The 22,587-nt window shown below is 68.8% G+C and carries 21 protein-coding genes and 1 pseudogene; 21 read left to right on the top strand and 1 reads right to left on the bottom strand.

Annotated elements, in window-relative coordinates:
- Positions 1 to 45: 45 nt before the first annotated feature.
- The 19 genes from ACIA8K_RS12950 (at position 46) to ACIA8K_RS12860 (ending at position 17,760) form a co-directional block, all read left to right on the top strand.
- A complete protein-coding gene (locus ACIA8K_RS12950) occupies positions 46 to 1,875 on the top strand; it encodes a flagellar hook-length control protein FliK (RefSeq protein WP_396058155.1) in 1,830 nt (609 codons plus the stop codon).
- 24 nt (positions 1,876 to 1,899) lie between these two features.
- A complete protein-coding gene (locus ACIA8K_RS12945; RefSeq protein WP_396058153.1) occupies positions 1,900 to 2,373 on the top strand; it encodes a flagellar hook assembly protein FlgD in 474 nt (157 codons plus the stop codon).
- Between the two features lie 59 nt (positions 2,374 to 2,432).
- Complete coding sequence (locus ACIA8K_RS12940; protein ID WP_396058151.1) at positions 2,433 to 3,599, top strand: flagellar hook protein FlgE; 1,167 nt, start codon at positions 2,433 to 2,435, stop codon at positions 3,597 to 3,599.
- Between the two features lie 229 nt (positions 3,600 to 3,828).
- On the top strand, positions 3,829 to 4,122 hold the full coding sequence (locus ACIA8K_RS12935) for a flagellar FlbD family protein (protein ID WP_396058149.1): 294 nt from the start codon (positions 3,829 to 3,831) through the stop codon (positions 4,120 to 4,122).
- Entirely contained in the window at positions 4,122 to 4,907 is a 786-nt protein-coding gene (locus tag ACIA8K_RS12930; RefSeq protein ID WP_396058147.1) for a motility protein A, read from the top strand. Before ACIA8K_RS12935 ends, ACIA8K_RS12930 begins: the two co-directional genes overlap by 1 nt.
- 42 nt (positions 4,908 to 4,949) lie before the next feature.
- Positions 4,950 to 5,852 carry a flagellar motor protein MotB gene (locus tag ACIA8K_RS12925; RefSeq protein ID WP_396058145.1) on the top strand — a complete coding sequence of 301 codons (903 nt, stop codon included), beginning with the start codon at positions 4,950 to 4,952 and terminating at the stop codon, positions 5,850 to 5,852.
- Between the two features lie 37 nt (positions 5,853 to 5,889).
- On the top strand, positions 5,890 to 6,345 hold the full coding sequence (locus ACIA8K_RS12920; protein ID WP_396058142.1) for a flagellar basal body-associated FliL family protein: 456 nt from the start codon (positions 5,890 to 5,892) through the stop codon (positions 6,343 to 6,345).
- A gap of 163 nt (positions 6,346 to 6,508) precedes the next feature.
- Positions 6,509 to 7,417: a flagellar motor switch protein FliM gene (locus ACIA8K_RS12915; protein WP_396058139.1), complete on the top strand. Its 909-nt coding sequence runs from the start codon at positions 6,509 to 6,511 to the stop codon at positions 7,415 to 7,417.
- A 114-nt stretch (positions 7,418 to 7,531) separates the two neighbouring features.
- Positions 7,532 to 8,272, top strand: coding sequence for a flagellar motor switch protein FliN (gene fliN, locus ACIA8K_RS12910; RefSeq protein ID WP_396058137.1), 741 nt, complete (start codon positions 7,532 to 7,534; stop codon positions 8,270 to 8,272).
- A gap of 92 nt (positions 8,273 to 8,364) precedes the next feature.
- A complete protein-coding gene (locus tag ACIA8K_RS12905; RefSeq protein WP_396058135.1) occupies positions 8,365 to 8,802 on the top strand; it encodes a FliO/MopB family protein in 438 nt (145 codons plus the stop codon).
- Complete coding sequence (fliP, locus tag ACIA8K_RS12900) at positions 8,799 to 9,599, top strand: flagellar type III secretion system pore protein FliP (protein ID WP_396058133.1); 801 nt, start codon at positions 8,799 to 8,801, stop codon at positions 9,597 to 9,599. Before ACIA8K_RS12905 ends, fliP begins: the two co-directional genes overlap by 4 nt.
- A 110-nt stretch (positions 9,600 to 9,709) precedes the next feature.
- Complete coding sequence (fliQ, locus tag ACIA8K_RS12895) at positions 9,710 to 9,979, top strand: flagellar biosynthesis protein FliQ (protein ID WP_396058131.1); 270 nt, start codon at positions 9,710 to 9,712, stop codon at positions 9,977 to 9,979.
- Positions 9,980 to 10,148: 169 nt separating this feature from the next.
- A complete protein-coding gene (fliQ, locus tag ACIA8K_RS12890) occupies positions 10,149 to 10,418 on the top strand; it encodes a flagellar biosynthesis protein FliQ (protein WP_396058131.1) in 270 nt (89 codons plus the stop codon).
- A gap of 45 nt (positions 10,419 to 10,463) precedes the next feature.
- Positions 10,464 to 11,231, top strand: coding sequence for a flagellar biosynthetic protein FliR (gene fliR / locus ACIA8K_RS12885; RefSeq protein ID WP_396058129.1), 768 nt, complete (start codon positions 10,464 to 10,466; stop codon positions 11,229 to 11,231).
- A 15-nt stretch (positions 11,232 to 11,246) separates the two neighbouring features.
- Entirely contained in the window at positions 11,247 to 12,320 is a 1,074-nt protein-coding gene (gene flhB / locus ACIA8K_RS12880) for a flagellar biosynthesis protein FlhB (protein ID WP_396058126.1), read from the top strand.
- 159 nt (positions 12,321 to 12,479) lie between these two features.
- Positions 12,480 to 14,531 carry a flagellar biosynthesis protein FlhA gene (gene flhA / locus ACIA8K_RS12875; protein WP_396058124.1) on the top strand — a complete coding sequence of 684 codons (2,052 nt, stop codon included), beginning with the start codon at positions 12,480 to 12,482 and terminating at the stop codon, positions 14,529 to 14,531.
- Positions 14,509 to 16,506: a hypothetical protein gene (locus ACIA8K_RS12870; RefSeq protein ID WP_396058121.1), complete on the top strand. Its 1,998-nt coding sequence runs from the start codon at positions 14,509 to 14,511 to the stop codon at positions 16,504 to 16,506. Before flhA ends, ACIA8K_RS12870 begins: the two co-directional genes overlap by 23 nt.
- A complete protein-coding gene (locus tag ACIA8K_RS12865) occupies positions 16,507 to 16,776 on the top strand; it encodes a hypothetical protein (RefSeq protein ID WP_396058118.1) in 270 nt (89 codons plus the stop codon).
- 201 nt (positions 16,777 to 16,977) lie between these two features.
- Complete coding sequence (locus ACIA8K_RS12860; RefSeq protein WP_396058116.1) at positions 16,978 to 17,760, top strand: S1 family peptidase; 783 nt, start codon at positions 16,978 to 16,980, stop codon at positions 17,758 to 17,760.
- Between the two features lie 236 nt (positions 17,761 to 17,996).
- On the opposite strand, the gene ACIA8K_RS12855 is transcribed toward ACIA8K_RS12860, so the two are convergent.
- Positions 17,997 to 19,373, bottom strand: a complete 1,377-nt coding sequence (locus tag ACIA8K_RS12855; RefSeq protein WP_396058113.1) for an MFS transporter — start codon at positions 19,371 to 19,373, stop codon at positions 17,997 to 17,999.
- A 193-nt stretch (positions 19,374 to 19,566) separates the two neighbouring features.
- Here ACIA8K_RS12855 and ACIA8K_RS12850 point away from each other — a divergent pair.
- Positions 19,567 to 20,817: pseudogene (locus tag ACIA8K_RS12850) on the top strand (sodium:solute symporter family protein); the annotation flags it as partial.
- A gap of 143 nt (positions 20,818 to 20,960) precedes the next feature.
- Positions 20,961 to 22,574, top strand: a complete 1,614-nt coding sequence (locus ACIA8K_RS12845; protein ID WP_396058111.1) for a recombinase family protein — start codon at positions 20,961 to 20,963, stop codon at positions 22,572 to 22,574.
- Positions 22,575 to 22,587: the final 13 nt, after the last annotated feature.

Below are 22,587 nucleotides of genomic sequence, written 5' to 3'. Positions count from 1 at the left end.
CCCTTAGACCAAAAAATCATCTTTTTTGAGGAGAAGTCACCGCTGATGACCAACCCGATGTCCATCACCGCGTCGAACGCCTCGTCGAAGACCACCGCCGCCGGCAACGCCAAGCGGCCCGGTGGCGACGCCGACGCGTTCTCCTCGATGCTGGCCGGCGAGGTGGACGCGAAGCGCCCGGACACCGCACGCCCGGAGGAGCGTCCGGCCCGGGACGACAACACGCCCCGGCCGCCCCGGGACAACCGGATCGCCCGCGACGCGCGCGACGTCCGGCCCGCACGCGACAGCCGCGACGTGCGCGAGACCCGGGACACCCGTGAGGCGCGTGACACCCGCGAGCCCCGCGAGCCCCGGGACACCCGCGAGGCGCGTGACACCCGCGAGGCGCGTGACACCCGGGACGTCCGTGACAGCCGGGAGTCCCGGAGCGCGCGGGAGACCGGTGAGGCACGCGATCCCCGTGAGACGCGGGACGCGCGGGCGGCCCGGGGCACTCGCGACGTCCGCGCCGGCGAGACCGAGGGCGCCGAGGAGGTGGACGCGACCGAGACCGAGGACGCCACCACCACCGCTCCGGCCGCCGAGACCGACAAGACCGCCGAGACCGCGGCGCCGGTCACCGCGGTACCGGTGGACGCCGCGACCGCGCTGCTCGCCTCAGTGATCCCGGCCTCGCCCGCCCCGTCCGGCGCAGCCGCCACAGCTGTGAACCCGGCCGCCGCCACCCCGCCGGTCACCGGCGCCCCGGCCATCGCCGGTCTCGCGCAGGCCACCGGCCCGGTCGCGCCGACGGCTGCCACCGGCACCGCTCAGACCACCACCAACCCCGCCGTGGGTACGCCGACGGGCGCGCCGCTTCCGGAAGGGTTCACCCCGGTGCTCGACGGCGAGACAGTCGTGCTGCCCACGGACCTCGCCGCCACGTCCGCAAACGCCGGCCTGCCCACGACCGCCGCTCCGGCCCCGGTGGCCCCACAGGCCGCCGTCGCACCGGCAGAACCGCCGGTCACCGCGGACCCGGCGCTCGTCACCGGCCCGGCCGCCACCGGCGATCCGGCCGCCACCGACCCGGCCGCCACCACCGACCCGGCGGGCGCGGTGCCCACCGGCGCAGCAGCGGCCACCGGCCAGGACCCGAGGGCCGGCGCCGGCGACCAGGGCGGCGACCAGCCCGGGAACCCCTCCGGCAACCCGGCTCCGGCCGTACCCACGGCGGCTGGTGAGACCACGCCCGGCGTGACCGCCGCCGGGCCGCAGACCGTGCCGGCCGCGGGAATCGACCCGGCCCGTGCTGCCACGGCCGGAACGGCGATGCCTGCCGACCCGGCGCTGGCCGCGGGCGCGGTCGCACAGCCGGCCGCTCCGGCGCCGGCCACGCCGGTCACCGCCGCCGCCCCGATCCCCTCCTACGCGGGTACGCCCGGCACCGCGCCGGCCCAGCAGGTCGCGATGCACATCGCGCCGCTGAAGCTGGAGGCGGACGGCATCCACCGGCTCACCGTGCACCTGCACCCGGTCGACCTCGGCCCGGTGAGCGTGGTGGCGGAGATCCGCAACGGCGACATCAACGTGCAGCTGTCCGGCGGCACCGAGGCCGGCCGCGAGGCGCTGCGCAACTCCCTGAACGACCTGCGCAAGGAGCTGCAGGACGCCGGCTTCGGCAACACCAACCTCGACCTGAGCTCGGGCACGCCCCAGCAGAACGCGGACGCGTACCAGCGGCAGTTCGCGCTGCGCAACCAGAACCGGGGCGGCTACGGCCGTGGCGGCGACGGCGCGCCGGCCGTGGACCAGCCGGCCGCGCCGGTGGGTGCCTCGCGCGGCTTCTTCACCGACCGCGGCGGTAGCCGTCGCGTGGACACCACGGCCTGATCCGGGCCGACCAAGGGGGAAACGATGACCACGCCGATCGGCGGCGCCGGCGCCACAAACATCAGTGACGTGCTGGGCAAGTCGAACCAGGAGGCCGCGAAGTCGAGCAACAAGCTGGACCAGGACACGTTCCTGAAACTGCTCGTGGCGCAGATGAAGTACCAGGATCCGAGCAATCCGGCCGACGCGACCCAGTTCCTCACGCAGACCGCCCAATTCACCCAGGTGGAGAAGTTGGGCGTGATCGCGGACAGCATGGCGAAACTGGACACGCTCGCGAGCGGTCAGGCGTCGATGCTGCAGAGCCAGCTGATGCTCGGCGCGAGCAATCTGATCGGGAAGACGGTGACCGCTAAAGATCCGGCCGGCGGTGCCGACATTACTGGTGTCGTCAGCTCGGCGACATTTGGTGGCAGCACCCCGACGCTCAAGATCGGGGACACGGATGTAGCGCTGTCAGACGTCAAGGATGTTCGTCAAAACGCGAAGCCCGTGTAAGTCGCTTCGCGTGAACAACCGGTCTAGCAACACTCCACCGAACAAAGGAAACCACCTCTATGCTGCGTTCGCTGTTCTCGGGAATTGGCGGCCTCCGTGTCCACCAGCAGATGATGGACATCACCGGCAATAACATTGCCAACGTCAACACCGCTGGCTTCAAATCCAGCTCGGCCGTATTCCAGGACACGCTCAGCCAGATGGTTCGCTCAGCCGGCTCACCGCAGGACTCGGCTGGCGGGACAAACCCCGCTCAGATCGGACTCGGCGTGAAGCTTGCCGGCATCAACACCAACTTCTCGCAGGGCTCCGCGCAGACGACCGGGCGGAGCACAGACCTCATGATCCAGGGCGACGGCATGTTTGCCGTGAAGAACGGCAACGAGACCATGTACACCCGTGGCGGCTCGTTCTCGTTCGACACACAGGGAAACATGGTCACGGTCGGTGGCCAGAAGGTGATGGGCTGGCAGGCGAAGGACGGCGAGGTCGACGCCAACGGCGCGATCGAGCCGATCAAGCTTCCGCTCGGCCAGACCATCGCCCCGAAGGAGACCGCCACCGTCACGCTGACCGGCAACCTCTCCGCGGAGGCGGCTACCACCGACGACGCGATCGAGCTGCCGATCAGCGTGTTCACCGAGACCGGGGCGACGGAGGCCGTCACCCTCAGTTTCAAGAAGACCGGCGATGACGCGTGGAGCGTCACGCTGCCGGACGGCACGACCACCGCCTCGATCGAGTTCACGGACGGTGTGCCGACCTCACCCACAGTCACCCTCGGTGACTTCACGCTCGACGTCAGCAAGATGACCGAGTACAGCGGCAAGACGAACCCGAAGCTGAACCAGGTGGACGGTAACTCGTCGGGCACGCTGGCCTCGTACAACATCTCGCAGACCGGTGAGATCGTGGGTGTCTTCACAAACGGCATGAAGTCGACCCTGGGTCAGGTCGCGCTGGCGAACTTCAACAACGTCGGCGGTCTGGAGAAGGTCGGAGACTCGATGTACCGGACCACAGTGAACTCGGGTATGGCGCAGGTGGGCACGCCGGCCGACAGCGGCCTCGGCACGCTCTCCAGCGGCATGCTGGAGATGTCGAACGTCGACCTCGCCAGCGAGTTCACAAACCTGGTCATCGCCCAGCGCGGTTTCCAGGCGAACTCCCGGATCATCACCACCTCCGACCAGATCCTGGAGGAGCTGGTCAACATCAAGCGGTAATCGCGAGCAGCGTTACCCGCCGGGGCAGGCCACTTCTGTGGCCTGCCCCGGCTCTTTTTGTGGGCGGGTCGCTTTTCGGTTGCGGATTTCCGCTCAGCTCCGGCAACACCTTGCCACCGGCCTGCTACTCCCGATGGCTCACTTCCCAGGCTGTGGCGCCGAATTGACCTTCGTAGGGCCACGGACGGCCTTCCCGCCCAGCCAAGCTAAGCCCAAGGACGGCTCATCCGTGATTCTGGTTACCCGCCTCAACGGTTCGGTGTTCGCACTGAATCCTGATCTCGTCGAGCGTGCCGACTGCACGCCGGACACCGTCGTCACCCTGGTGGACGGCACGAAGTACATCCTCTCCGAGTCGGTGCCCGAGTTCATCGACCTGATCATGGGGTACCGCGCCAGCCTGATCGCCAAGGCGCAACGCCTGGAGTCGGCGCCGCCCGAGCCCGATGACGAAGACCCCGAAACCACCGCTGCCATGGAAAAGACCGCCAAGGTCCTTCCACTGCACCGAAAGGACCGTTGATGGATATCGCAACGCTTGTCGGTGTGGTCGGCTCGCTGATCATCGTCTTCACCGTCCAGATCTTGGAGGGCGGCAACCCGGCCTCCATCCTGCTGATCCCGTCGATGCTGCTGGTGTTCGGCGGCGGCCTCGGCGCGGCCATGTCCGGCGGCATCCTGAAGGACACGATCGGGATCGGCGCGTCGCTGCAGAAGGCGTTCCTGGCCAAGGTCGTCGCCTCGGACAAGCTGGTCGAGGACGTGGTCAAGCTGGCCGAGCGCGCCCGCCGTGAGGGCCTGCTGGCCCTGGAGGACGCGGTCAAGGAGGTCCCGCACCCATTCCTGAAGCGCGGCCTGCAGCTGGCGATCGACGGCACGGACCCGGAGGAGTTGCACGACATCCTGCACGCCGAGATCACCGCCAAGAAGAAGGCGGACAAGGCGGCGTCCAAGATGTTCGAGAACATGGGCGGTTTCGCCCCGACGATCGGCATCATCGGCACCGTCATGGGCCTGGTGCACGTGCTGGAGAACCTGGACAAGCCGGAGTCGCTCGGTCACTCGATCGCCGCGGCGTTCTGCGCCACGCTCTGGGGCGTGCTCGCGGCGAACCTGCTCTGGCTGCCGATCGCCAACCGCCTCGGCCGGCTCAGCCAGCTCGAGGTCGACCAGATGGAGCTGACCATCGAGGGCGTGCTGGCCATCCAGTCCGGCTCGAACCCGCGACTGGTCGCCCAGAAGCTGCGCAGTCTCCTCCCGCCCGGTGGCAAGCCGGCCGCGGAGGACAAGGGCAAGAAGGCCGCCTGATGCAGTTCACGATCGACCGACCACGACGAGGGGGGTGAGTAAATGTCCAAGGCATCCAAGCCCAAGAAGAAGGGCGGCCATGAGGAGCACGAGGAGCACGTCAACCACGAACGCTGGCTCGTCTCGTACGCGGACATGCTCACCCTGCTCTTCGTGCTGTTCGTGGTGCTCTACTCGATGAGCAACGTGGACAAGGCGAAGTACGCGGAACTCGCGGCCGGGCTCAAGCAGGGCTTCGGCGCCGAGACGGCCGCGTTGCAGGGCAACATCTCGCTTCTCGACGGTTCCGCCACCGACGCCAGCATCATGAACATCAACCCCGGCCTGGCCGAGAGCGTCTCGGGCGTGCAGAAGACCGCCACCGAGGACGAGATCGAGCAGGCCGTGGCCGCGGCAGACCGGCGGGAGGCGCAGCAGGACGTCGAGGCCGCCCGCGCGGAGGCCGAGAACCTGGAGCAGGTCAAGGCGGAGATCGACGCGAAGCTGAAGCAGGCCGGCCTGCAGGACACCGTCAAGTACTCGATCGACGCGCGCGGCCTGGTCGTCACGGTGGTCACCAACGAGGTCGTGTTCGCCGGTAACAAGGCGGACCTGCGTCCGGGTGGCAGCAAGATCATTGACTCGATCGCGCCGGCGCTCAAGAACATCCCGAACAACATCGAGGTGGACGGCCACACCAACCAGCTGGGCGTCGCGACCGGCGACTACCCGAGCGGCTGGGAGCTCTCCTCGGCGCGGGCGTCGTCAGTGGTCCGGAAGCTGGCCGCGGACGGCATCGCCGAGAAACGCATGATGGCGAACGGCTTCGCGGACACGCATCCGCTGGTCGATCCGAAGGACCCGCGGTCCGTCACCGCGAACCGCCGGGTCGACGTCATCATCCTGACCACGCTTCCGGCCGGCCAGGCAGAACTGCTGCCCACGGTCGCCGCGCACCACGACTGATCACCGACCTTTCACACACTTTCCGGGGGATACCGAGATGGCGAAGGACGAGAAGGCACCCGAGGGCGACGCTCCGAAGAAGAAGGGCGGCAAGAAGAAGCTGATCATCATCATCGTGGCAGCGGTGCTGCTGCTCGGAGGCGGTGGCGGCGGCGCGTTCATGCTGCTCAAGGGCGGCTCCAGCGAGGCTGAGGCCGCACCGGAGCCGGAGCCGGGCGCGGTGGTCTCGCTGGACCCGGTCACGATCAACCTGGCCGACTCGCACTACCTCAAGGTCGGCATCGCGCTGCAGGCCACCGCGACCGCGCACGAGGAGCCGGACGGCAGCAAGGCGCTCAACCTGGCGATCGACCAGTACACGAACGTCGAGGTCGCGGAGCTGCAGACCGCCGAGGGCCGCGCCAAGCTCAAGGAAGAGCTGACCGAGAAGATCAAGGAGGCGTACCACGAGGAGGTCATGGCCATCTACTACACAACTTTCGTCACGCAATAACCGGAATGTCGGTAACGTGCTGAGCGGGCTCCGGAACCGTGGGAGCCCGCCGGCGCCGCCCAGGCGATGTGGGCGGTTTCCTCAGTGAAGCTTTCAAGATGCCGATGGGAACCGCGTGACCAAGTCGCCGTCCGCGGTCTCCGGCAAAGTCGCATCGGGCCGCATGTCGCGTCGCGGTGGAGGTACGGGCCCACAGCCCTACGACTTCCGCCGCCCGATCAAGCTGTCCCGCGAGAACATGCGGAACCTGCAGATGTGCTTCGAGACGTACGCGCGCAGCTGCGGCACCCTGCTCACCACCCGCCTCCGCGCGGTCTCCCAGGTCGGCCTGCTCGCCATCGAGCAGCTCACCTACGAGGAGTACCAGACCCAGCTCAACAACCCGACGGTGCTGGCCGTGGTCACGCTTGAGCCGCTGACCGGCTCGATCCTCTTCGAGGTGCCGCTGAGCACCGCGATGGCGAGCATCGACCACCTGCTCGGCGGGCCCGGCGGCGCACAGCCGGAGCGCCCGCTGACCGACCTGGAGATGCCGCTGCTGCGCGGCCTGATCGAGAAGATGCTCGGCGAGCTCGCGTACGGCCTGGAGGCCATGGTCCCGGTCCACCCGAAGCTCGGCGCGATCGAGTACAACCCCCAGTTCGTCCGCACGATCGCGCCAGGCGACGCCGTGGTGGTCACCTCGTTCGAGATCCGGGTCGGCTCCGAGGAGTCGATCGCCAGCATCTGCATCCCGTTCGCAAGCATCCTGCCGGTGCTTGAGAAGCCGACCGAGCACGTGGAGCTGACCGCCGAGGAGCGGATGAGCCTGCTCCGCGCGCAGAGCAACCTCACCGCCGGCCTCTCGCTCGCGCCGCTCGACGTCGCGGTGCGTTTCCAGCCGATCCGCATGCGCACCGACGACATCATCGACCTGCGCCCCGGCGACGTGGTGCCGCTCGGCCACCCGGTCACCGTCCCCCTCTCCGTCGTTGTCAACGACACCGTCTTCGCCCATGCCGTCCCCGGGACCCAGGGGGCGCGCCTCGCCTGCCTGATCGTGCCCTCGCCCAAGGAGGACTCCCGCAAATGAGCATTTTTCAACCTGGCTGCTCTCACACACCAAGGCCGTGTCGACGGGTCGGGCCGTGACCATGTTGGGACAGGTTGAAAAACACTCAATGACGAAGCCTCAGGGGGTGCACGCATGACCGCGGCAACCGTCACCGACTCGCATCTGGCGCTCGCCCGCTCCGCCGCGCAGGCCGCGCTCGCGGTCCTGCCGACCAGCACGCCGTTGCAGGTCGGCGCGCCGGTCGTGGGCGCGATCCAAGGGCTGCCGGACGGTCAGGCGGTCACCGCGCGGTTCAGCGGCGCGGCCACCGGCGAGGTCGTCGTGATCGTCGGCGCGGACCTCGCGGAGGCGCTGCGTACCAGCCCGCTCGGTGAGCTTGACCTGGCGACCGCGATCCGCCCCGCACTCGAGGGCGCGGCCCGCGCGTTCGGCCCGGTCGTGCTGGACCCGGGCCAGGTGATGGAGCCCGCGGTCGCGTTGAGCGCGCTGACCATCAAGGACGACATGACGGTAAGCGTGCCGCTGCTGGAGGGCGGCGAGATGCGGGCCGCGGTCGCGGTGCTGCTGTCCCCGTGGCCGTCGGAGAGCGGCGACGTGGCTCCCCGGGCGTCCGCGCCCGCCACCGCGGTACGCGCCGGGCTGGAGATGCTTCACGACGTCGAGATGGAGGTCTCGGCCGAGCTCGGGCGCACCCGGATGAACGTGCGTGACCTGCTCTCCGTCGCCCCCGGCACCATCGTCGAGCTGGACCGGGCCGCCGGCAGCCCGGCTGACCTGCTCGTCAACGGCCGGCTGATCGCGCGCGGCGAGGTGGTCGTGATCGACGAGAACTTCGGCATCCGGATCACCGAGATCATGACACCGAACGAGTGAGCCGCTTTCACCGTGCTCCGACCGTCCCGTCCAGCCTGTGCCCGGCGTCTTGCACGCCGGCCGGGTTGGAAATTGCTCAGAGGTGAGCCCCTGTGATCGAGCTGGTCCTCCGGATCGTCTTCTCGCTGGCCATCGTCTTCGGCCTGATGTGGGTGCTGGCGCGGGTGGTGAAGAAGCCGCTCACCGGCCGGCACAGCGGCGCCGCGCTTGACGTGCTGTCCCGCACCCAGCTCAGCCGCGGCACCTCGGTCGCGCTGATCCGGGTGGTGGACCGCGCGCTGATCGTCGGGGTGACCGAGAGCCAGGTGACGTTGCTCGGCGAAACCGACCTGGGCGCGGTGGAACGGCAGCTGGCCGGGCCGGCCCAGCGCCGGAACCGGATCACGCTGCCGGAGCACGTGAAGCCGGGCGAGGACCTCAGCGGTGACGGCGCCGAGGAGAGCGTGGTGGTCGAGCGTCCGATGGACGACGCAGTGGCCTCCGGGCGTACCTGGTTGAACCTGCTGAGGGAGCGGACGGTCCGCCGATGACGATCAGGCGTACCGCCGCGTTGCTGCTCCTGCTGGGCTGTCTGCTGGCGCTGGGGAGTCCGGCCGCGGCCGCGGACCCGGTCACGGCCGTCATGGCCGCGGCGCCCGCACCCCAGCCGACCGATCCCGGCACGATCGACATCAACATCAACGGTGAGGGCGACGCCGGCAAGCCGAGCACGTCGATCGTGCTGCTGGTCGGCCTCACGCTGCTGTCCGTGGCGCCCGCGCTACTGCTCCTCTGCACGTGTTTCACAAAGGTGTTCATGGTCCTCGGCATCACCAGGAACGCGCTCGGCATGACGTCGATGCCGCCGAACCAGGTTATCGCCGGTCTCGCGCTCTTCATCACCTTCTTCATCATGAGTCCGGTGCTGTCCGAGGTGAACGCGATCGGGGTGCAGCCCTACCTCAAGGGCGACAAGGATCAGACGCAGGCGTTCAACGACGGCGTACAGCCGCTGCGGCAGTTCATGCTCAAGCAGACCCGGGCGGACGAGATCGCGCTGCTGACCAAGGTCGCGGACGCGGAGCGCCCGGCCAACCCGGACGCCGTGCCGCTGACCACGCTTGTGCCCGCGTTCGTCCTGTCCGAGCTGCGCGCCGCGTTCATCATCGGGTTCGTCATCTTCATCCCGTTCCTGATCATCGACATCGTGGTGTCCGCGTCCCTGATGTCGCTCGGCATGATGATGCTGCCGCCGGTGACCGTCGCGCTGCCGTTCAAACTGCTGCTCTTCGTGCTCGTCGACGGCTGGGGGCTGGTCATCACCGCGCTCGTCGGCAGCTACGCCTGACACCGCAACCGGGCTGCCACCTCGGCGGTAACCGTCCCGCCACGGCCGTGCCGGAAAGTAGTTCTCAGCGGGGGGCACGAGCCACCGCGGAACTCGGCGAAGGGCTACACATGACGGACGCGCAGATCGTGCACCTCGGGCTTGAGGCTATGACCATCGCGGCAAAGCTGTGCGCGCCCGTTCTGCTCACTGCGCTGACCATCGGCTTCGCCATCTCGCTCTTCCAGTCGGTCACCCAGATCCAGGAGGCCACGCTGAGCTTCGTGCCCAAGGCCATCGCCTGTGGCGTCGCCCTGCTGGTCAGCGGCAACTGGATGCTCCACGAGATGACCTCGTTCACGAACAACCTCTTCGCGCAGATCCCCAGCCTCCTCGGCTGACCGCGACGTACCAGGCAGGGTCCGGGCTTTCGCCCCGGGCCCTGTTTTTTTGCCCGAACCCACTGCAACCGAGCGGCCACCGTACGGATAACCGGGCTGCGACGGCCGTGCCGGAAAGTAGTTCTCAGCGGGGGCACGAGCCACCGCGGAACTCGGCGAAGGGCTACACATGACGGACGCGCAGATCGTGCACCTCGGGCTTGAGGCTATGACCATCGCGGCAAAGCTGTGCGCGCCCGTTCTGCTCACTGCGCTGACCATCGGCTTCGCCATTTCGCTGTTCCAGTCCGTGACGCAGATCCAGGAAGCTACGCTCAGCTTCGTGCCCAAGGCCATCGCCTGTGGCGTCGCCCTGCTGGTCAGCGGCAACTGGATGCTCCACGAGATGACCTCGTTCACGAACAACCTCTTCGCGCAGATTCCGAGCCTGCTGGGCTGAGGATCGAAGCCTCCGGGCTGAACATCACGGAGGAGCCGCCGCGCAATGGTGTCCATGCAGCTCCAGACCGCGGACATGACCGCGCTGCTGCTCGCCATGGTCCGCGCGTCCGCCTGGCTCGCGCTCTGCCCGCCGTTCAACTCCCGGCTCATCCCGGCCAGGATCAAGGCGCTCCTCGCACTCGCATTGGCCCTGCCGATGTCGCCCAAGCTCGCCGGCCAGGTGCCGGAGCTGGCGACATCGGCATTGCTCATCAGCGTGGTCGAGCAGGTGGCGGTCGGCGCGGCGCTCGGCTTCCTCACCGCGATGCTGTTCGCCGCGCTCCAGGCGGCCGGCGACATGATCGACCTGTTCGGCGGCTTCACGCTCGCGATGGCGTACGACCCGCTCTCCCAGAACCAGAGCTCGATCTTCGGCCGGTTCTACAACCTGATGGCCGTGACGCTGCTGTTCGCGTCCGAGGGACACCAGATGGTGCTGCGCGGCTTCATGATGTCCTACACGACGCTGCCGCTGAACGAGACGCTCTCCCTTGAGACGCTTGCCAAGCTGCTCACCGACGGCGTGGGCGACATGTTCCTGGCCGCCCTGCAGATCGCCGGCCCGCTGATCGCGGTGCTGTTCCTGACTGACGTCGGCTTCGGCCTGCTCAACCGCGTCGCGCCGGCGCTCAACGCGTTCTCCCTCGGCTTTCCCGCCAAGATCTTCCTGGTGCTGATGCTCGGTGGCACCGCAATCGCCGTGCTGCCCCACGCGCTGGACATCATCATCGAGAAGGCGGTCTCCGCCGTCATCACGCTCTCCGGTGCCTGAGGGTGGTGAGACGGCGTGAGTGGTGAGAAGACCGAGAAACCGACACCGCAGAAACTCAAGAAGGCCCGCGAAGAGGGTCAGATCGGCAAGACGCCGGACCTGGGCGCCTGGGCCGGGATCGCGGCCGCGAGCGTGCTCGTGCCGATGACGCTCGAGAAGGCGGTCGAGAAGTCCCGTGAGGTGATCATCCAGCTGCCGGACGTGATGAACGACCCGGACGCCGGCTCCGCGCTGAACATGTTCCGGGACGGGCTGATGGGCGCGGCCTTCGCGGTGGCGCCGCTCGCGGTCACGATGATGCTGATCGGCATCATCGGCTCCGGCGCACAGGGCGGCATTCACATCGCCACCAAGCTGCTGATGCCGAAGTTCTCCCGGCTCAACCCGTTGCAGGGCATCAAGCGGATCGTCGGCATGCAGGCGCTCTGGGAGGGCGTCAAGGCGCTGATCAAGACCTCGGTGCTCGGCGCCGTGCTCTACATGCAGATCAAGGACCTGGTGCCGTCACTGATGTCGTCCGGCACCCTGCCGCTCGCGGTGCTGCTCGACATGGTCAAGGACGCGGTGCTCTCGCTGATCCGGACGGCCGCGCTGGCCGGTCTGGTGATGGCCGCGGCCGACTACTTCGTGGTGCGGATGCGCACCATGAAACAGCTGAGGATGTCGAAGCAGGACATCAAGGACGAGTACAAGAAGACCGAGGGCGACCCGCACGTCAAGGGCCAGATCCGGGCGCGGCAGCACGCGATGTCCCGCAACCGGATGATGTCCGACGTCCCGAAGGCCGACGTGGTGCTTGTCAACCCCACACACGTCGCGATCGCCATGCGGTACGAGCCGGAGAAGGGCGCACCCCGGGTGATCGCCAAGGGCCAGGGCAACGTGGCGCAGAAGATCCGCGACCTGGCCACCGAGAACCGCATCCCGATGATCCAGGACGTGCCGCTGGCCCGCGCGCTCTACAGCAGCTGCGAGATCGGCGCGGAGATCCCGGCCGAGTTCTACGGCGCGGTCGCGAAGGTGCTGGCGTTCGTGATGAGCCTGAAGTCCCGCGGTTCCGCCGCCGGCACGCACCGCCTGGCCGCATGACCCTCAGCGCCGCATAACGCTCAGGTCCGGGTAACGCTCACGCTCAGGTTCGGGTAACGCTCAGCTCCGGCGCGGTCCGGCCGATCGGAACGTCGCCAGGAAGGCACCTCCACAGGGGCACGGACCCGCCCGGGACACCCCATACCCGTGGAAGGTGCCGTGAACAGCAAGCTCGCCGGCCAGCTCGCCGTCCCGATCGGCGTCATCGGCATCATCGTGATGATGGTGGTGCCGCTGCCGACGATGGTCCTGGACCTGCTCATCGCGCTCAACATCACCGCGGCGCTCCTGATCGTCCTGGTCAGCATGTTCGTCCAGAAGCCGCTGGAGTTCTCAATTTTTCCCGCGCTGTTGCTGATCGCCACGCTCTTCCGGCTGGCACTGAACATCAGCGCGACCCGGCTGGTGCTGATGGACGGTTTCGCAGGCAAGGTGATCGAGGCGTTCGGGCACTTCGTGGTCGGCGGCTCGCTCATCGTCGGCCTGGTCATCTTCACGATCCTGGTCATCGTGCAGATGGTCGTGGTGACCAAGGGCGCGGAGCGCGTCGCCGAGGTCGGCGCCCGGTTCACGCTCGACGCGATGCCCGGCAAGCAGATGGCCATCGACGCGGACCTCAACGCCGGCCTGATCGACGAGCCGACCGCGCGCAAACGACGCATCGAGGTGTCCTCCGAGGCGGACTTCTACGGCGCGATGGACGGCGCCTCGAAATTCGTCAAGGGCGACGCGATCGCGGCGATCATCATCACGCTCATCAACCTGGTCGGCGGCTTCGCGGTCGGCATGCTTCAGCGCGGCCTGAGCCCGGCCGAGGCGATCCAGACGTACAGCCTGCTGAGCATCGGCGACGGCCTGGTCTCGCAGATCCCGGCGCTGCTGCTCTCGGTGGCGACCGGCCTGATCGTGACCCGGTCCGCCACCGAGGGCGACATGGGCAGCAGCGTCACCAAGCAGCTCGGCCAGCACAAACTGGCGCTGCAGATCGGCGGCGGCGCCGCACTCGCGCTGTGCGTCATCCCCGGCCTGCCGAAGCTGCCGTTCCTGATCGTCGGCGGCCTGGTGCTCTTCGCGTCCACCCGGATCAAGGCACCGGCGCCGGAGCCGGCCGAGGGCGAGGCGGCCGAGGGCTCCGCGGCCTCGGTCGTCAACCCGGACACCACCGAGTCGATCATGGGTGAGATGCGGGTCGACCCGCTGGAGCTGGCCCTCTCCCCCGACCTGGTGGACCTGGTCGACCCGACCGGCGGCGACCTGCTGGACCGGGTACGCGCGCTGCGCCGCAAGATCGCGCTGGAGCTGGGCGTGGTGATGCCTCCGGTCCGTACCCGCGATGACCTTGAACTGCCGCTTTCCGGGTACGCGATCCGGATCAGCGGCGTGGAGACCGGCCGAGGACAGGCGCCGCCCGGCACAGTGCTCGCGATCGGCGACGGGCTCCAGGCGCTGCCCGGCCGGGCCGGCGTGGAACCGGTCTTCGGGCTGGCCGGCAAGTGGGTGCCGGCCGAGCTGCACTACCAGGCGGAACTGGCCGGCGCGACAGTTGTCGACCGCGCCTCAGTGATCATCACGCACCTGGCCGAGGTGGTCCGCACCAACGCCAGCCGGCTGCTCGGCCGGGAGGACGTGCGGTCGCTCGTCGAGACGGTCAAGCGCACCCACCCGGTGGTGGTCGAGGAGCTCACGCCGTCGCTGCTCAGCCTCGGCCAGATCCAGCGCGTGCTGCAGTCGCTGCTGGACGAGGGCGTGGCCATCCGCGACCTGATCCGCATCTTCGAGTCGCTGTCGCTGCGCGCGAAGATCTCCGTTGACCACGACGGCCTGGTCGAGGCGGCCCGCGCCGCGCTCGGCCCGGCGATCGCGCAGCAGTTCACCACGAACGGGACGCTCACCGTGATCACGCTCGACCCGCAGCTGGAGCACGCGATGCTCGAGTCGCTGCGGCCGAGCGAGAACGGCATGTTCCTGGCACTGGACGCCTCGCTCGCGGAGAACGTGGTCAACCAGATCGCGATGCACGGCGACATCGCGGAACAGCAGGGTGCGACCCCGGTCCTGGCCTGCTCTCCGCAACTACGGCCGCCGCTGCACCGGCTGGTGCGGGCCGGTGGGCGCAAGACCGCGGTGATGTCGTACTCCGAGATCGCCGGCACGACCGCGCAGATCGAGACCATGGGGGTGGTGAACGGTGCCTACGCGGGTGCTGCTTGAGGGGCCGGCCATCGAGCCGCTGCTGGAGCAGGTGCGCAGGGAGTACGGCACGTCCGTACGGATCATCTCCGCGGAGAAGGTGCGTACCGGCGGGTTCGGCGGCTTCTTCGCGAAGCAGAAGTACGAGCTGTCGGTCGAGGTTCCGGACGAGGTGATGACCGGGCGGCAGGGCGGCGGCCCGCCGGACCAGGGCGGCGGATTCACCGGCTCGGGTGGGCAGCACGGGGGCGGCTTCCCCGGCGCGGGGCCGGGAGGCGGCTTCCCCGGCGGCGGTCAGGACGGCGTCTTCCACAGCGGCGGGCAGGGTGGCGGGCTCGCCGGCATCGGTCCCGGGCCGGGTGGACAGAGCACGCAAGGCGCCCTCGTCGGCTCGTTCGCCCCCAGCGCCGGATTCGCCGGTCAGGACGGGCCGGGCGGCAACCGCGGCGGGCCCGGCGGTGGCTACGGCGGCGGGCCTGGCAGCGGACCCCGCGGGACCGGCGGCGGGTTCCCGACCGAGCCAGGACAGGTCCCCGGCTTCCCGGGGGCAGGCGACCACGGTTCAGGCGGCCAAGGTCCGGGCACCGCGCAGGAAAAACCTGCCGACACCCTCGCTGCGCTTCTCGAACGCGCCGATCGGGACGGCTTCGTCTCCCCGGACCGTGAGCAGCAGACCGCCCAGACCGTCCGGAACACCTACAGTCAGCCCGAACTGCCAGCCCGCGCCAACCTCGTCTCCACTGCCAGTCCCGCGTTCGCGGAGGTGATGGCCGGGCTGGAGAGCGGCCACCTGACCCGCGACCCCGCGGAGCAGCGCACGATGACGCACGCCCTCGCGGCGTCCGGCGGCGCGGCACCCACGATCGACGTGCCGATGAAGCCCGCCACGCCGACCGTCCGCCCGTACCGCCCGCCGGCCGCGACCGCGCCGGACGGACCGCCGCCACCCGGCGTGCCGATGGTCAGCCCGGCGCTGCTGGAGCAGCTGATCGCGGAAACCAACCCGTTGGCACCCGTGGTTTCCCAGCCGCCTCCGGCCGCGCCGCCGATGAGTACACCGATGGCGACAGCGACGATGGCACCCGAGGCGCCGATCATCCCAGTGCCGGAGGCGCCGATCGTTTCAGTGTCGGAGCTGCTGACCAGCCCGGCGCCGGAGGTGCCGATCATTCCGGCCGCACCGGCGAGTCCGGAGCGATCGGCCCTCGTGCCGGTGCATCCGGCGCTCCCGGCCGTACCCGAGAAGGCGCTTGCGGTGGTGGACGTGGCTCCGGCGAAGCCGGTGGCCGAGCCGGAGCAGACGCGCGGTGCGAAGGCCGTGGGCCCGATCGCCGAGCGGCTGATCGAGCTGGGGATGCCGGAGACGATGGCGGAACGGGCCACCGGCACGGATGCCTACGGCGGTGTGCTCGAGGCGCTTGCCGACATGCCGGCCCGGCCGCAACCGCCCGCGCGCGCCGGGGATGTGCTCGTGGTGGCAGGTGAGTTGAGCCATGCACTGCCGGTCGCCCGCCGGGTGGTCGATCAGTTGCGGCTGGACGCGTCCCGGCTGCTGCTGGCCGGGCCGTCCGCGGCCGGGACCGGGATCCACCCGTCGCGGAAGATCTCCGGGCCGAGCGCGGCCGAGAAGAAGGCCAGAAAGATCCACCGAGGCGACACACCGTACGTGGTGGTGCTCGACGCCCCGGTCAGCGAGCCGAACGAGGAGTGGGTCCGGGACGTCTGCGATGCCCTCGGCGCGACCGAGGTGTGGGCGGCCGTCGACGCGACCCGGAAGACCGCGGACACGCGACGCCATCTGAGCAGCATGGGCGACGTGGAGGCGGTGGCGGTCTACGGCGCGGCCGTGACCGCGGACCCGGCCAGCGTGCTGGGACTGGACGTGCCGATCTTCACGGTCGACGGCCAGGAGGCGTCCCCGCACACGTGGGCCGCCATGTTGTGTGAGCGCATGACCCAGATCGAGAAGAAGTCGACCCGAAAGCGGAGGCGTTAAATGGGGCTGATTCGTCCGTCTGCACTGTGGTTCGCGGTAGTGCTCTCGCTGCCGGCCTTCTTCCAGTCGCTCATCCTGCAGACGCTTGACCTCACGGACGCGCTGGTCCGCTTCCTGGTCGCGGTCCCGGTCGCGGGCCTGCTGCTGGCCGGATTCCGGTATGTGACCTCCGGCTACGGCCAGCAGAAGAACGACGCGCCGGGTACGGACCCGGACAGCCCACTTGTGGAGGGCACGATCTCGACCGCCACCCCGCGTACCGCCGCATAGCCTGATCCGCCCGACGACGAGCCGCTCCGTGACCGGGGCGGCTCGTCGTCGTTCACACCCCGCCGACCAGGGCAATACCGATCCACGCAATAGGTATGTCTTATTCGATATGTATGTCCGGCCGCCCACCCGCCATAGGCTCCCCTGAATCACTGAACCGGTTGCCCACGAGGCACGCCGGACCGCGTCCCGGGAGGACACATGGCTCGTTGGCGTAAGACGCTAGGCCTGGCACTCGCGCTGATCACGGCCGCCGCGCTGGGCAGCACCGCGGTGCCCGGCATCGCGCAGGCCAAGCCCGACGTCGTGGGCGGCACGCGCGCCGCACAGGGCGAGTTCCCCTTCATGGTGCGGCTCTCGATGGGCTGCGGCGGCGCGCTCTACACGACGCAGATCGTGTTGACCGCGGCGCACTGTGTCACCAGGACCGGCGCGAACACGAGCATCACCGCGACGGTCGGCGTGGTCGACCTGCAGTCGTCCAGCCGGGTCACCCGCACCTCGACCTACGTCTACCGGTCGCCGAACTTCAACAGCAGCACGTACGCCAACGACTGGGCCCTGATCAAGCTGGCCAGCCCGGTCACCGGCCTGTCCACGCTGCCGATCGCGACCACCACCGCCTACAACTCCGGAACGTTCACTGTGGCCGGCTGGGGTGCGGCGACCGAGGGCGGCGCCCAGCAGCGCTACCTGCTCAAGGCGTCGGTGCCGTTCGTCAGCGACTCCTCGTGCAGCTCGTCCTACCCGGGTGAGATCGTGGCCAGCGCGATGATCTGCGCGGGCTACAACCAGGGCGGCGTCGACACCTGCCAGGGCGACTCGGGCGGCCCGATGTTCCGTGCCACCACCACCGGTGGCTCGCTCATCCAGGTCGGCATCGTGAGCTGGGGCTACGGCTGCGCGCGTGCCGGCTACCCCGGTGTCTACACGGAGGTCAGCACGTACGCCTCCGCGATCGCCTCGGCGGCCGCGAGCATATGACCGTTGCGGAAGGGCCGGCTCCACGCGGGGCCGGCCCTTTCGCGCGTGCGGCCAGGCCCGATTTCCGGAAATTTCGCCATCCGCCGGTCCGCACCCACTTTGCGGCAGCCTTTGCTCTGCTTACATTGACGAACCGGCACATTTCGACGTGACGTTTTGCCGGTTTTAGTCATGTAAGCAGAGCAAAGGCAAGCGCGACACCGTCCGACGGCGGCCAGAAACTGATCTTGCGAAAGTCAGCCGTGCGCCGGGTCCAGCGCCGCGGCGACGCGGTCGGCGGAGGCACGGGCCCGGGCGGTCGTGGTGGCCAGTCCGACCAGCAGCACGACCAGGCCGCCGGCGGCGACGATCAGGAATCCGGGGCGGCTGGCCCGGGTAAAGTCAGTGGTCAGCGCGCGGCCCTCCAGCCCGGTGGCGACCACGGCGCCGATCACGGCCACGCCGAGCGACTGGCCGACCTGGCGGCTTGTGGACGCGACCGAGGCGGCCAGTCCGGCCTGGGCGCGGGGCATGCCGGAGACCGCGGTGTTGGTGATCGGCGTGTTGAGCATGCCGAAGCCGAGCCCGAAGAGCGCGTAGGGCAGCAGGATCCAAGCCAGCGGCGTGTCCACGGTGAATACGGCGAGGATCGCGCCGGCCGCGGTCATCGAGACGCCCGAGATGATCAGTGGGAGCCGGGTGCCGCGCACGCCGACCAAACGGCCGGCGATCGGCGAGAAGATGACTGTCGCGGCCGCGATGGGCAGCATCCACAGGCCGGCGTGCAGTGCGGACAGGCCGCGCGCCTCCTGGAGGTAGAGCGTGCCGAGGAACAGCATCCCGGCAAGCGCCGCGAAGCCGCTGATCGCGATGAGCACCGCGCCGGAGAACGGGGCGCTGCGGAAAAAGCGCAGGTCGAGCAGGGGGTCGGCACGGCGGGGCTCATAGCGGAGCAGTCCGGCGAGCGAGGCCGCGGACGCCGCGAACGCGCCGATGATGACAGGTGAGGCCCACCCGAGGTTCGGTCCCTCGATGATCCCGAACGTGAGTGCGGCAAGGAAGGCAAGCACCAGCAGCTGTCCGACCGGATCGGGCCGGCGCGGCCGGGCGGCCCGGGACTCGGGGACATAGACCGCGGTCAGCACGATCGCGGCGATCCCGACCGGGATGTTGATCCAGAAGATCGCCTCCCAGCCGACCGCGTTGATCAGCACGCCGCCGAGCACCGGCCCGAGCGCCATGCCGAGCCCGCTGACCGCGCCCCAGACGCCGATCGCCTGCGCGCGCTCGCGCGGGTCGGTGAACGTGTTCGTGATGATCGACATGGCGACCGGGTTGAGCATCGAGCCGCCGACCGCCTGGAGTACGCGTGCGGCGATCAGCCATTCGAGTGTGGGCGCGAGGCTGCACGCCAGGCTGCCGAGCGCGAAGACGACCAGGCCGGTCTGGAACACCCGCCGCCGCCCGATGCGGTCCGCGGTGGAGCCGGCGAGCATCAGCAGACTGGCCAGGACGAGCGTGTACGCATCCACCGTCCACTGCAGACCAGACAGCGACGCGTCCAGGTCCGCTCGGATGGACGGCAGCGCGACCTGGACGATCGTGTTGTCGAGGCCCACGATCAGCAGGCTCATGCAGCAGATCATCAGGATGAGCAGACGCCGCCCACGGCCCATCTCGTCAGGGTTTTCGATAGCCGCAGCCTACCGGCACAGAGATCAACTGACACGTGGTGCGCAACAGGGATTCAGGCGTGTAAGTCTGGTTACCGAGGGGTAGTCGACGCCCCGGTGACCGGCACGGAGGCCGGCCCCGGGGAGGTGTTCAGTGGACGAGCTGAGGCTCAATCTTGGCATAATCGATTATCTGATCCTGGTGTTGTACTTCGGCACGGTGCTGGGGGTGGGCTTCGCCGCGCGGCGGGCGATCAAGACCAGCGTCGATTTCTTCCTGTCCGGCCGGTCGCTGCCGGCCTGGGTCACCGGCCTGGCGTTCGTGTCGGCCAACCTGGGCGCGCTCGAGATCATCGGCATGGCCGCGAACGGCGCGCAGTACGGCATGATGACGCTGCACTATTACCTGATCGGCGCCGTACCCGCGATGGTCTTCCTGGGCATCGTGATGATGCCGTTCTATTACGGCTCCAAGGTCCGCAGCGTGCCGGAGTTCCTGCTCCGCCGCTTCAACCGGCCGACCCACCTGTTCAACGCGCTGAGCTTCGCGCTGGCCCAGGTGCTGATCGCGGGCGTCAACCTGTTCGCGCTGGCGCTGGTGCTTGAGGCGCTGCTCGGCTGGGAGCTGTGGGTGTCAATCGTGATCGGGGCCGCGATCGTGCTTGCCTACATCACGATCGGCGGTCTCACCTCCGCGATCTACAACGAGGTGCTGCAGTTCTTCGTGATCCTGGCCGGTCTGATCCCGCTCACCGTGATCGGCCTGGTCAAGGTCGGCGGCGTGAACGGCCTGGCGGATGCGGTCCGGGGCAGCACGCTCGGCGAGGCCGGGCTGCACACCTGGGCGAACACCGCGGGCCAGGACAACCCGCTCGGTGCGAACTGGATCGGCATCGTCTTCGGCCTCGGCTTCGTGCTGTCCTTCGGCTACTGGACCACGAACTTCGCCGAGGTGCAGCGGGCGCTGTCCGCGCGCAACATGAGCGCTGCCCGGCGTACCCCGATCATCGCGGCTTTTCCGAAGTTGCTGATCCCGGCCGTCGTCGTGGTGCCCGGCCTGATCGCGCTTGTCACCGTCTCCGGCCTGGGTGCGGAGTCCGGCGCGCTGCAGTACAACAACGCGATCCCGCTGTTGATGCGCGACCTGCTGCCGAACGGCGTGCTCGGCATCGCGGTGACCGGCCTGATCGCGTCGTTCATGGCCGGCATGGCCGCGAACGTCAGCGGCTTCAACACGGTCTTCACATACGACATCTGGCAGTCCTACGTCCGCAAGGACCGGCCCGACGGGTACTACTTGAGGGTCGGCAGGATCGCCACTGTCTGCGGCGTGGTGATCGGCATCGGCACCGCGTTCATCGCGGCCGACTTCAACAACATCATGAACTACATCCACCGACAGTTCCGGCGGCCATGTTCAAGCTAGCATGGGTCCATGACGTTTGACTCCCTCCTTCGGCCTGGATCTTGCGACCAGGGCCGTCAATCGTACGCGGCGGTGGCCTGATGGCTCCACCGACAATCAAGAGTGCCGCCCGGCGGCGCGCGATGGCGCTGCGCGACGCGGCGCAGGACGGGCGCAGGCCGAGGGCGATCATTTACCTGCGGATGTCGATCGACCGAACCGGCGAGGGTGCGGGCATCGAGCGGCAGGAGCAGGCGTGCCGGGCGCTGTGCTTGGCTCGCGGCTGGGACGTCGTCATGGTGGTCGAAGACACGATGTCGGCGACGAAGTGGCGGCTGGAGGATCGGCCCGGCTGGCAGAAGGCCCGCGACGCGGTGGAAGCGGGTGAGGCCGACTACATCGTGGCCTGGCACCTGGACCGCGTGACTCGCTCGATGAAGGACCTGGAGTCCTTGATCGAGCTGGCGATCGACCGGAACATCGGTCTGGCAACCGCGACCGGCGACATCGACCTGACCAACGACGTGGGCCGGATGGTGGCGCGCATTCTCGCGGCGGTCGCGGCCGGCGAGCAGGAGCGCAAGGCGGAGCGGCAGATCCTGGAGCAGGACCAGCGGGTCGCCGCCGGTATCCCGAACTGGATTCGCCTGCCGTTCGGCTACAACGCGGACATGACGGTACGCGAGGATGAGGCGGCGCTGGTCGAAAAAGCGTACCGGGACGTGGCGCGCGGCAAGCGGATGGCAACGATCTGCCAGGAGTGGAACGAGGCGGGATATCGCACGTCCGCGCCGGAGCCAAGGCCAGACGATCCGGAGCGGCCCCGCGCACCGCGCAAGCAGGACTACAACCCGACCGGCGAGTGGGGCGTCCCGGCGCTGCGCCGCCTGCTGCGGAGCCCACGCAACATGGGCAAGATCACCCTGTATGAGGAGATCATGGGTGACGGCCAGTGGCCCGCGATCATCGACGAGTCGACATGGCTACGAGCGCAGGAAGTCCTGGACCGTAACTCCGAGGTCTATGCGAACCCGAACGCGGGGAAGCAGACCTACCTGCTGTCCGGCCTGGCCGAGTGCGGGAAGTGCGGCGGAAAGGTCATCACGAACAAGGCCCCAAACGGCGCACCGTGGCGGATCTACGTGTGCGGTGGGGTGGAGGGTAAGCCGGAGGCGGGCACCGGCCACACCTCTATACCGATCGACTTCGCCGACGACCTGATCGTGAACCGGCTTGTCATGCAGATGGACCGGACCGGCCGGAGGACGTTTCACTCCGTGCCAGACCCGGTGAACGTGGAACCGCTGAAGACGCGGGAGCGTGAGATCGAGGGCCTGATGGCAGAGCTGGTGGAGGACCGCACGCAGGGGCTGATCGACCGGGCGGCAATGCTCGCCGGGACCGCGCGGCTGCGGGCGGAGCTGGTGGCGTTGCAGGCGGAGATCGCGCGGGCCGGAAGCGCCACGTTCACCAAGGAGGTCGATATTGAAAACGCCTTCGAGGAGTTCGGCGCGCTCGACCTAGGGGAGCAGCGAACCATCCTTGCGGGGGCGTTCGAGTTCATTCGGCTGCCGGGTCGGGGCCGGGGTCGTGCCCCAAAGGGGTTGCCGTCGTGGCGGCCGGAACACCTTCTATCGGAGTTCACGGCCGCCTGGTCGACGACGTCAGAGGGGCACGAGGAGGGTAAGGAAGGCGAGCAGCCCGAGAGCGAGCCCAAGGCCAGCCAGCGCCGCAAGGAGAACGGCCTGAACCAGTAGCTCAAAAAGCCTT

Origin of the sequence: Catenuloplanes sp. NPDC051500, from assembly GCF_044454585.1 — a bacterium.
Lineage (GTDB): Bacteria > Actinomycetota > Actinomycetes > Mycobacteriales > Micromonosporaceae > Catenuloplanes.
Note: the sequence above shows the minus strand (reverse complement) of the source record. Positions and strands in the feature narration are given on the sequence as shown.

Excerpts from the sequence above, each read along its gene's own strand:
- ACIA8K_RS12950 (WP_396058155.1), top strand. The coding sequence starts at position 46 with ATGACCAACCCGATGTCCATCACCGCGTCGAACGCCTCGTCGAAGACC.
- ACIA8K_RS12920 (WP_396058142.1), top strand. The coding sequence starts at position 5,890 with ATGGCGAAGGACGAGAAGGCACCCGAGGGCGACGCTCCGAAGAAGAAG.
- fliQ (WP_396058131.1), top strand. The coding sequence starts at position 10,149 with ATGACGGACGCGCAGATCGTGCACCTCGGGCTTGAGGCTATGACCATC.
- fliN (WP_396058137.1), top strand. The coding sequence starts at position 7,532 with ATGACCGCGGCAACCGTCACCGACTCGCATCTGGCGCTCGCCCGCTCC.
- ACIA8K_RS12915 (WP_396058139.1), top strand. The coding sequence starts at position 6,509 with ATGTCGCGTCGCGGTGGAGGTACGGGCCCACAGCCCTACGACTTCCGC.
- ACIA8K_RS12925 (WP_396058145.1), top strand. The coding sequence starts at position 4,950 with ATGTCCAAGGCATCCAAGCCCAAGAAGAAGGGCGGCCATGAGGAGCAC.
- ACIA8K_RS12865 (WP_396058118.1), top strand. The coding sequence starts at position 16,507 with ATGGGGCTGATTCGTCCGTCTGCACTGTGGTTCGCGGTAGTGCTCTCG.
- ACIA8K_RS12855 (WP_396058113.1), bottom strand. The coding sequence starts at position 19,373 with ATGAGCCTGCTGATCGTGGGCCTCGACAACACGATCGTCCAGGTCGCG.
- ACIA8K_RS12930 (WP_396058147.1), top strand. The coding sequence starts at position 4,122 with ATGGATATCGCAACGCTTGTCGGTGTGGTCGGCTCGCTGATCATCGTC.
- fliQ (WP_396058131.1), top strand. The coding sequence starts at position 9,710 with ATGACGGACGCGCAGATCGTGCACCTCGGGCTTGAGGCTATGACCATC.
- ACIA8K_RS12860 (WP_396058116.1), top strand. The coding sequence starts at position 16,978 with ATGGCTCGTTGGCGTAAGACGCTAGGCCTGGCACTCGCGCTGATCACG.
- ACIA8K_RS12940 (WP_396058151.1), top strand. The coding sequence starts at position 2,433 with ATGCTGCGTTCGCTGTTCTCGGGAATTGGCGGCCTCCGTGTCCACCAG.
- fliR (WP_396058129.1), top strand. The coding sequence starts at position 10,464 with ATGGTGTCCATGCAGCTCCAGACCGCGGACATGACCGCGCTGCTGCTC.
- ACIA8K_RS12945 (WP_396058153.1), top strand. The coding sequence starts at position 1,900 with ATGACCACGCCGATCGGCGGCGCCGGCGCCACAAACATCAGTGACGTG.
- ACIA8K_RS12845 (WP_396058111.1), top strand. The coding sequence starts at position 20,961 with ATGGCGCTGCGCGACGCGGCGCAGGACGGGCGCAGGCCGAGGGCGATC.
- fliP (WP_396058133.1), top strand. The coding sequence starts at position 8,799 with ATGACGATCAGGCGTACCGCCGCGTTGCTGCTCCTGCTGGGCTGTCTG.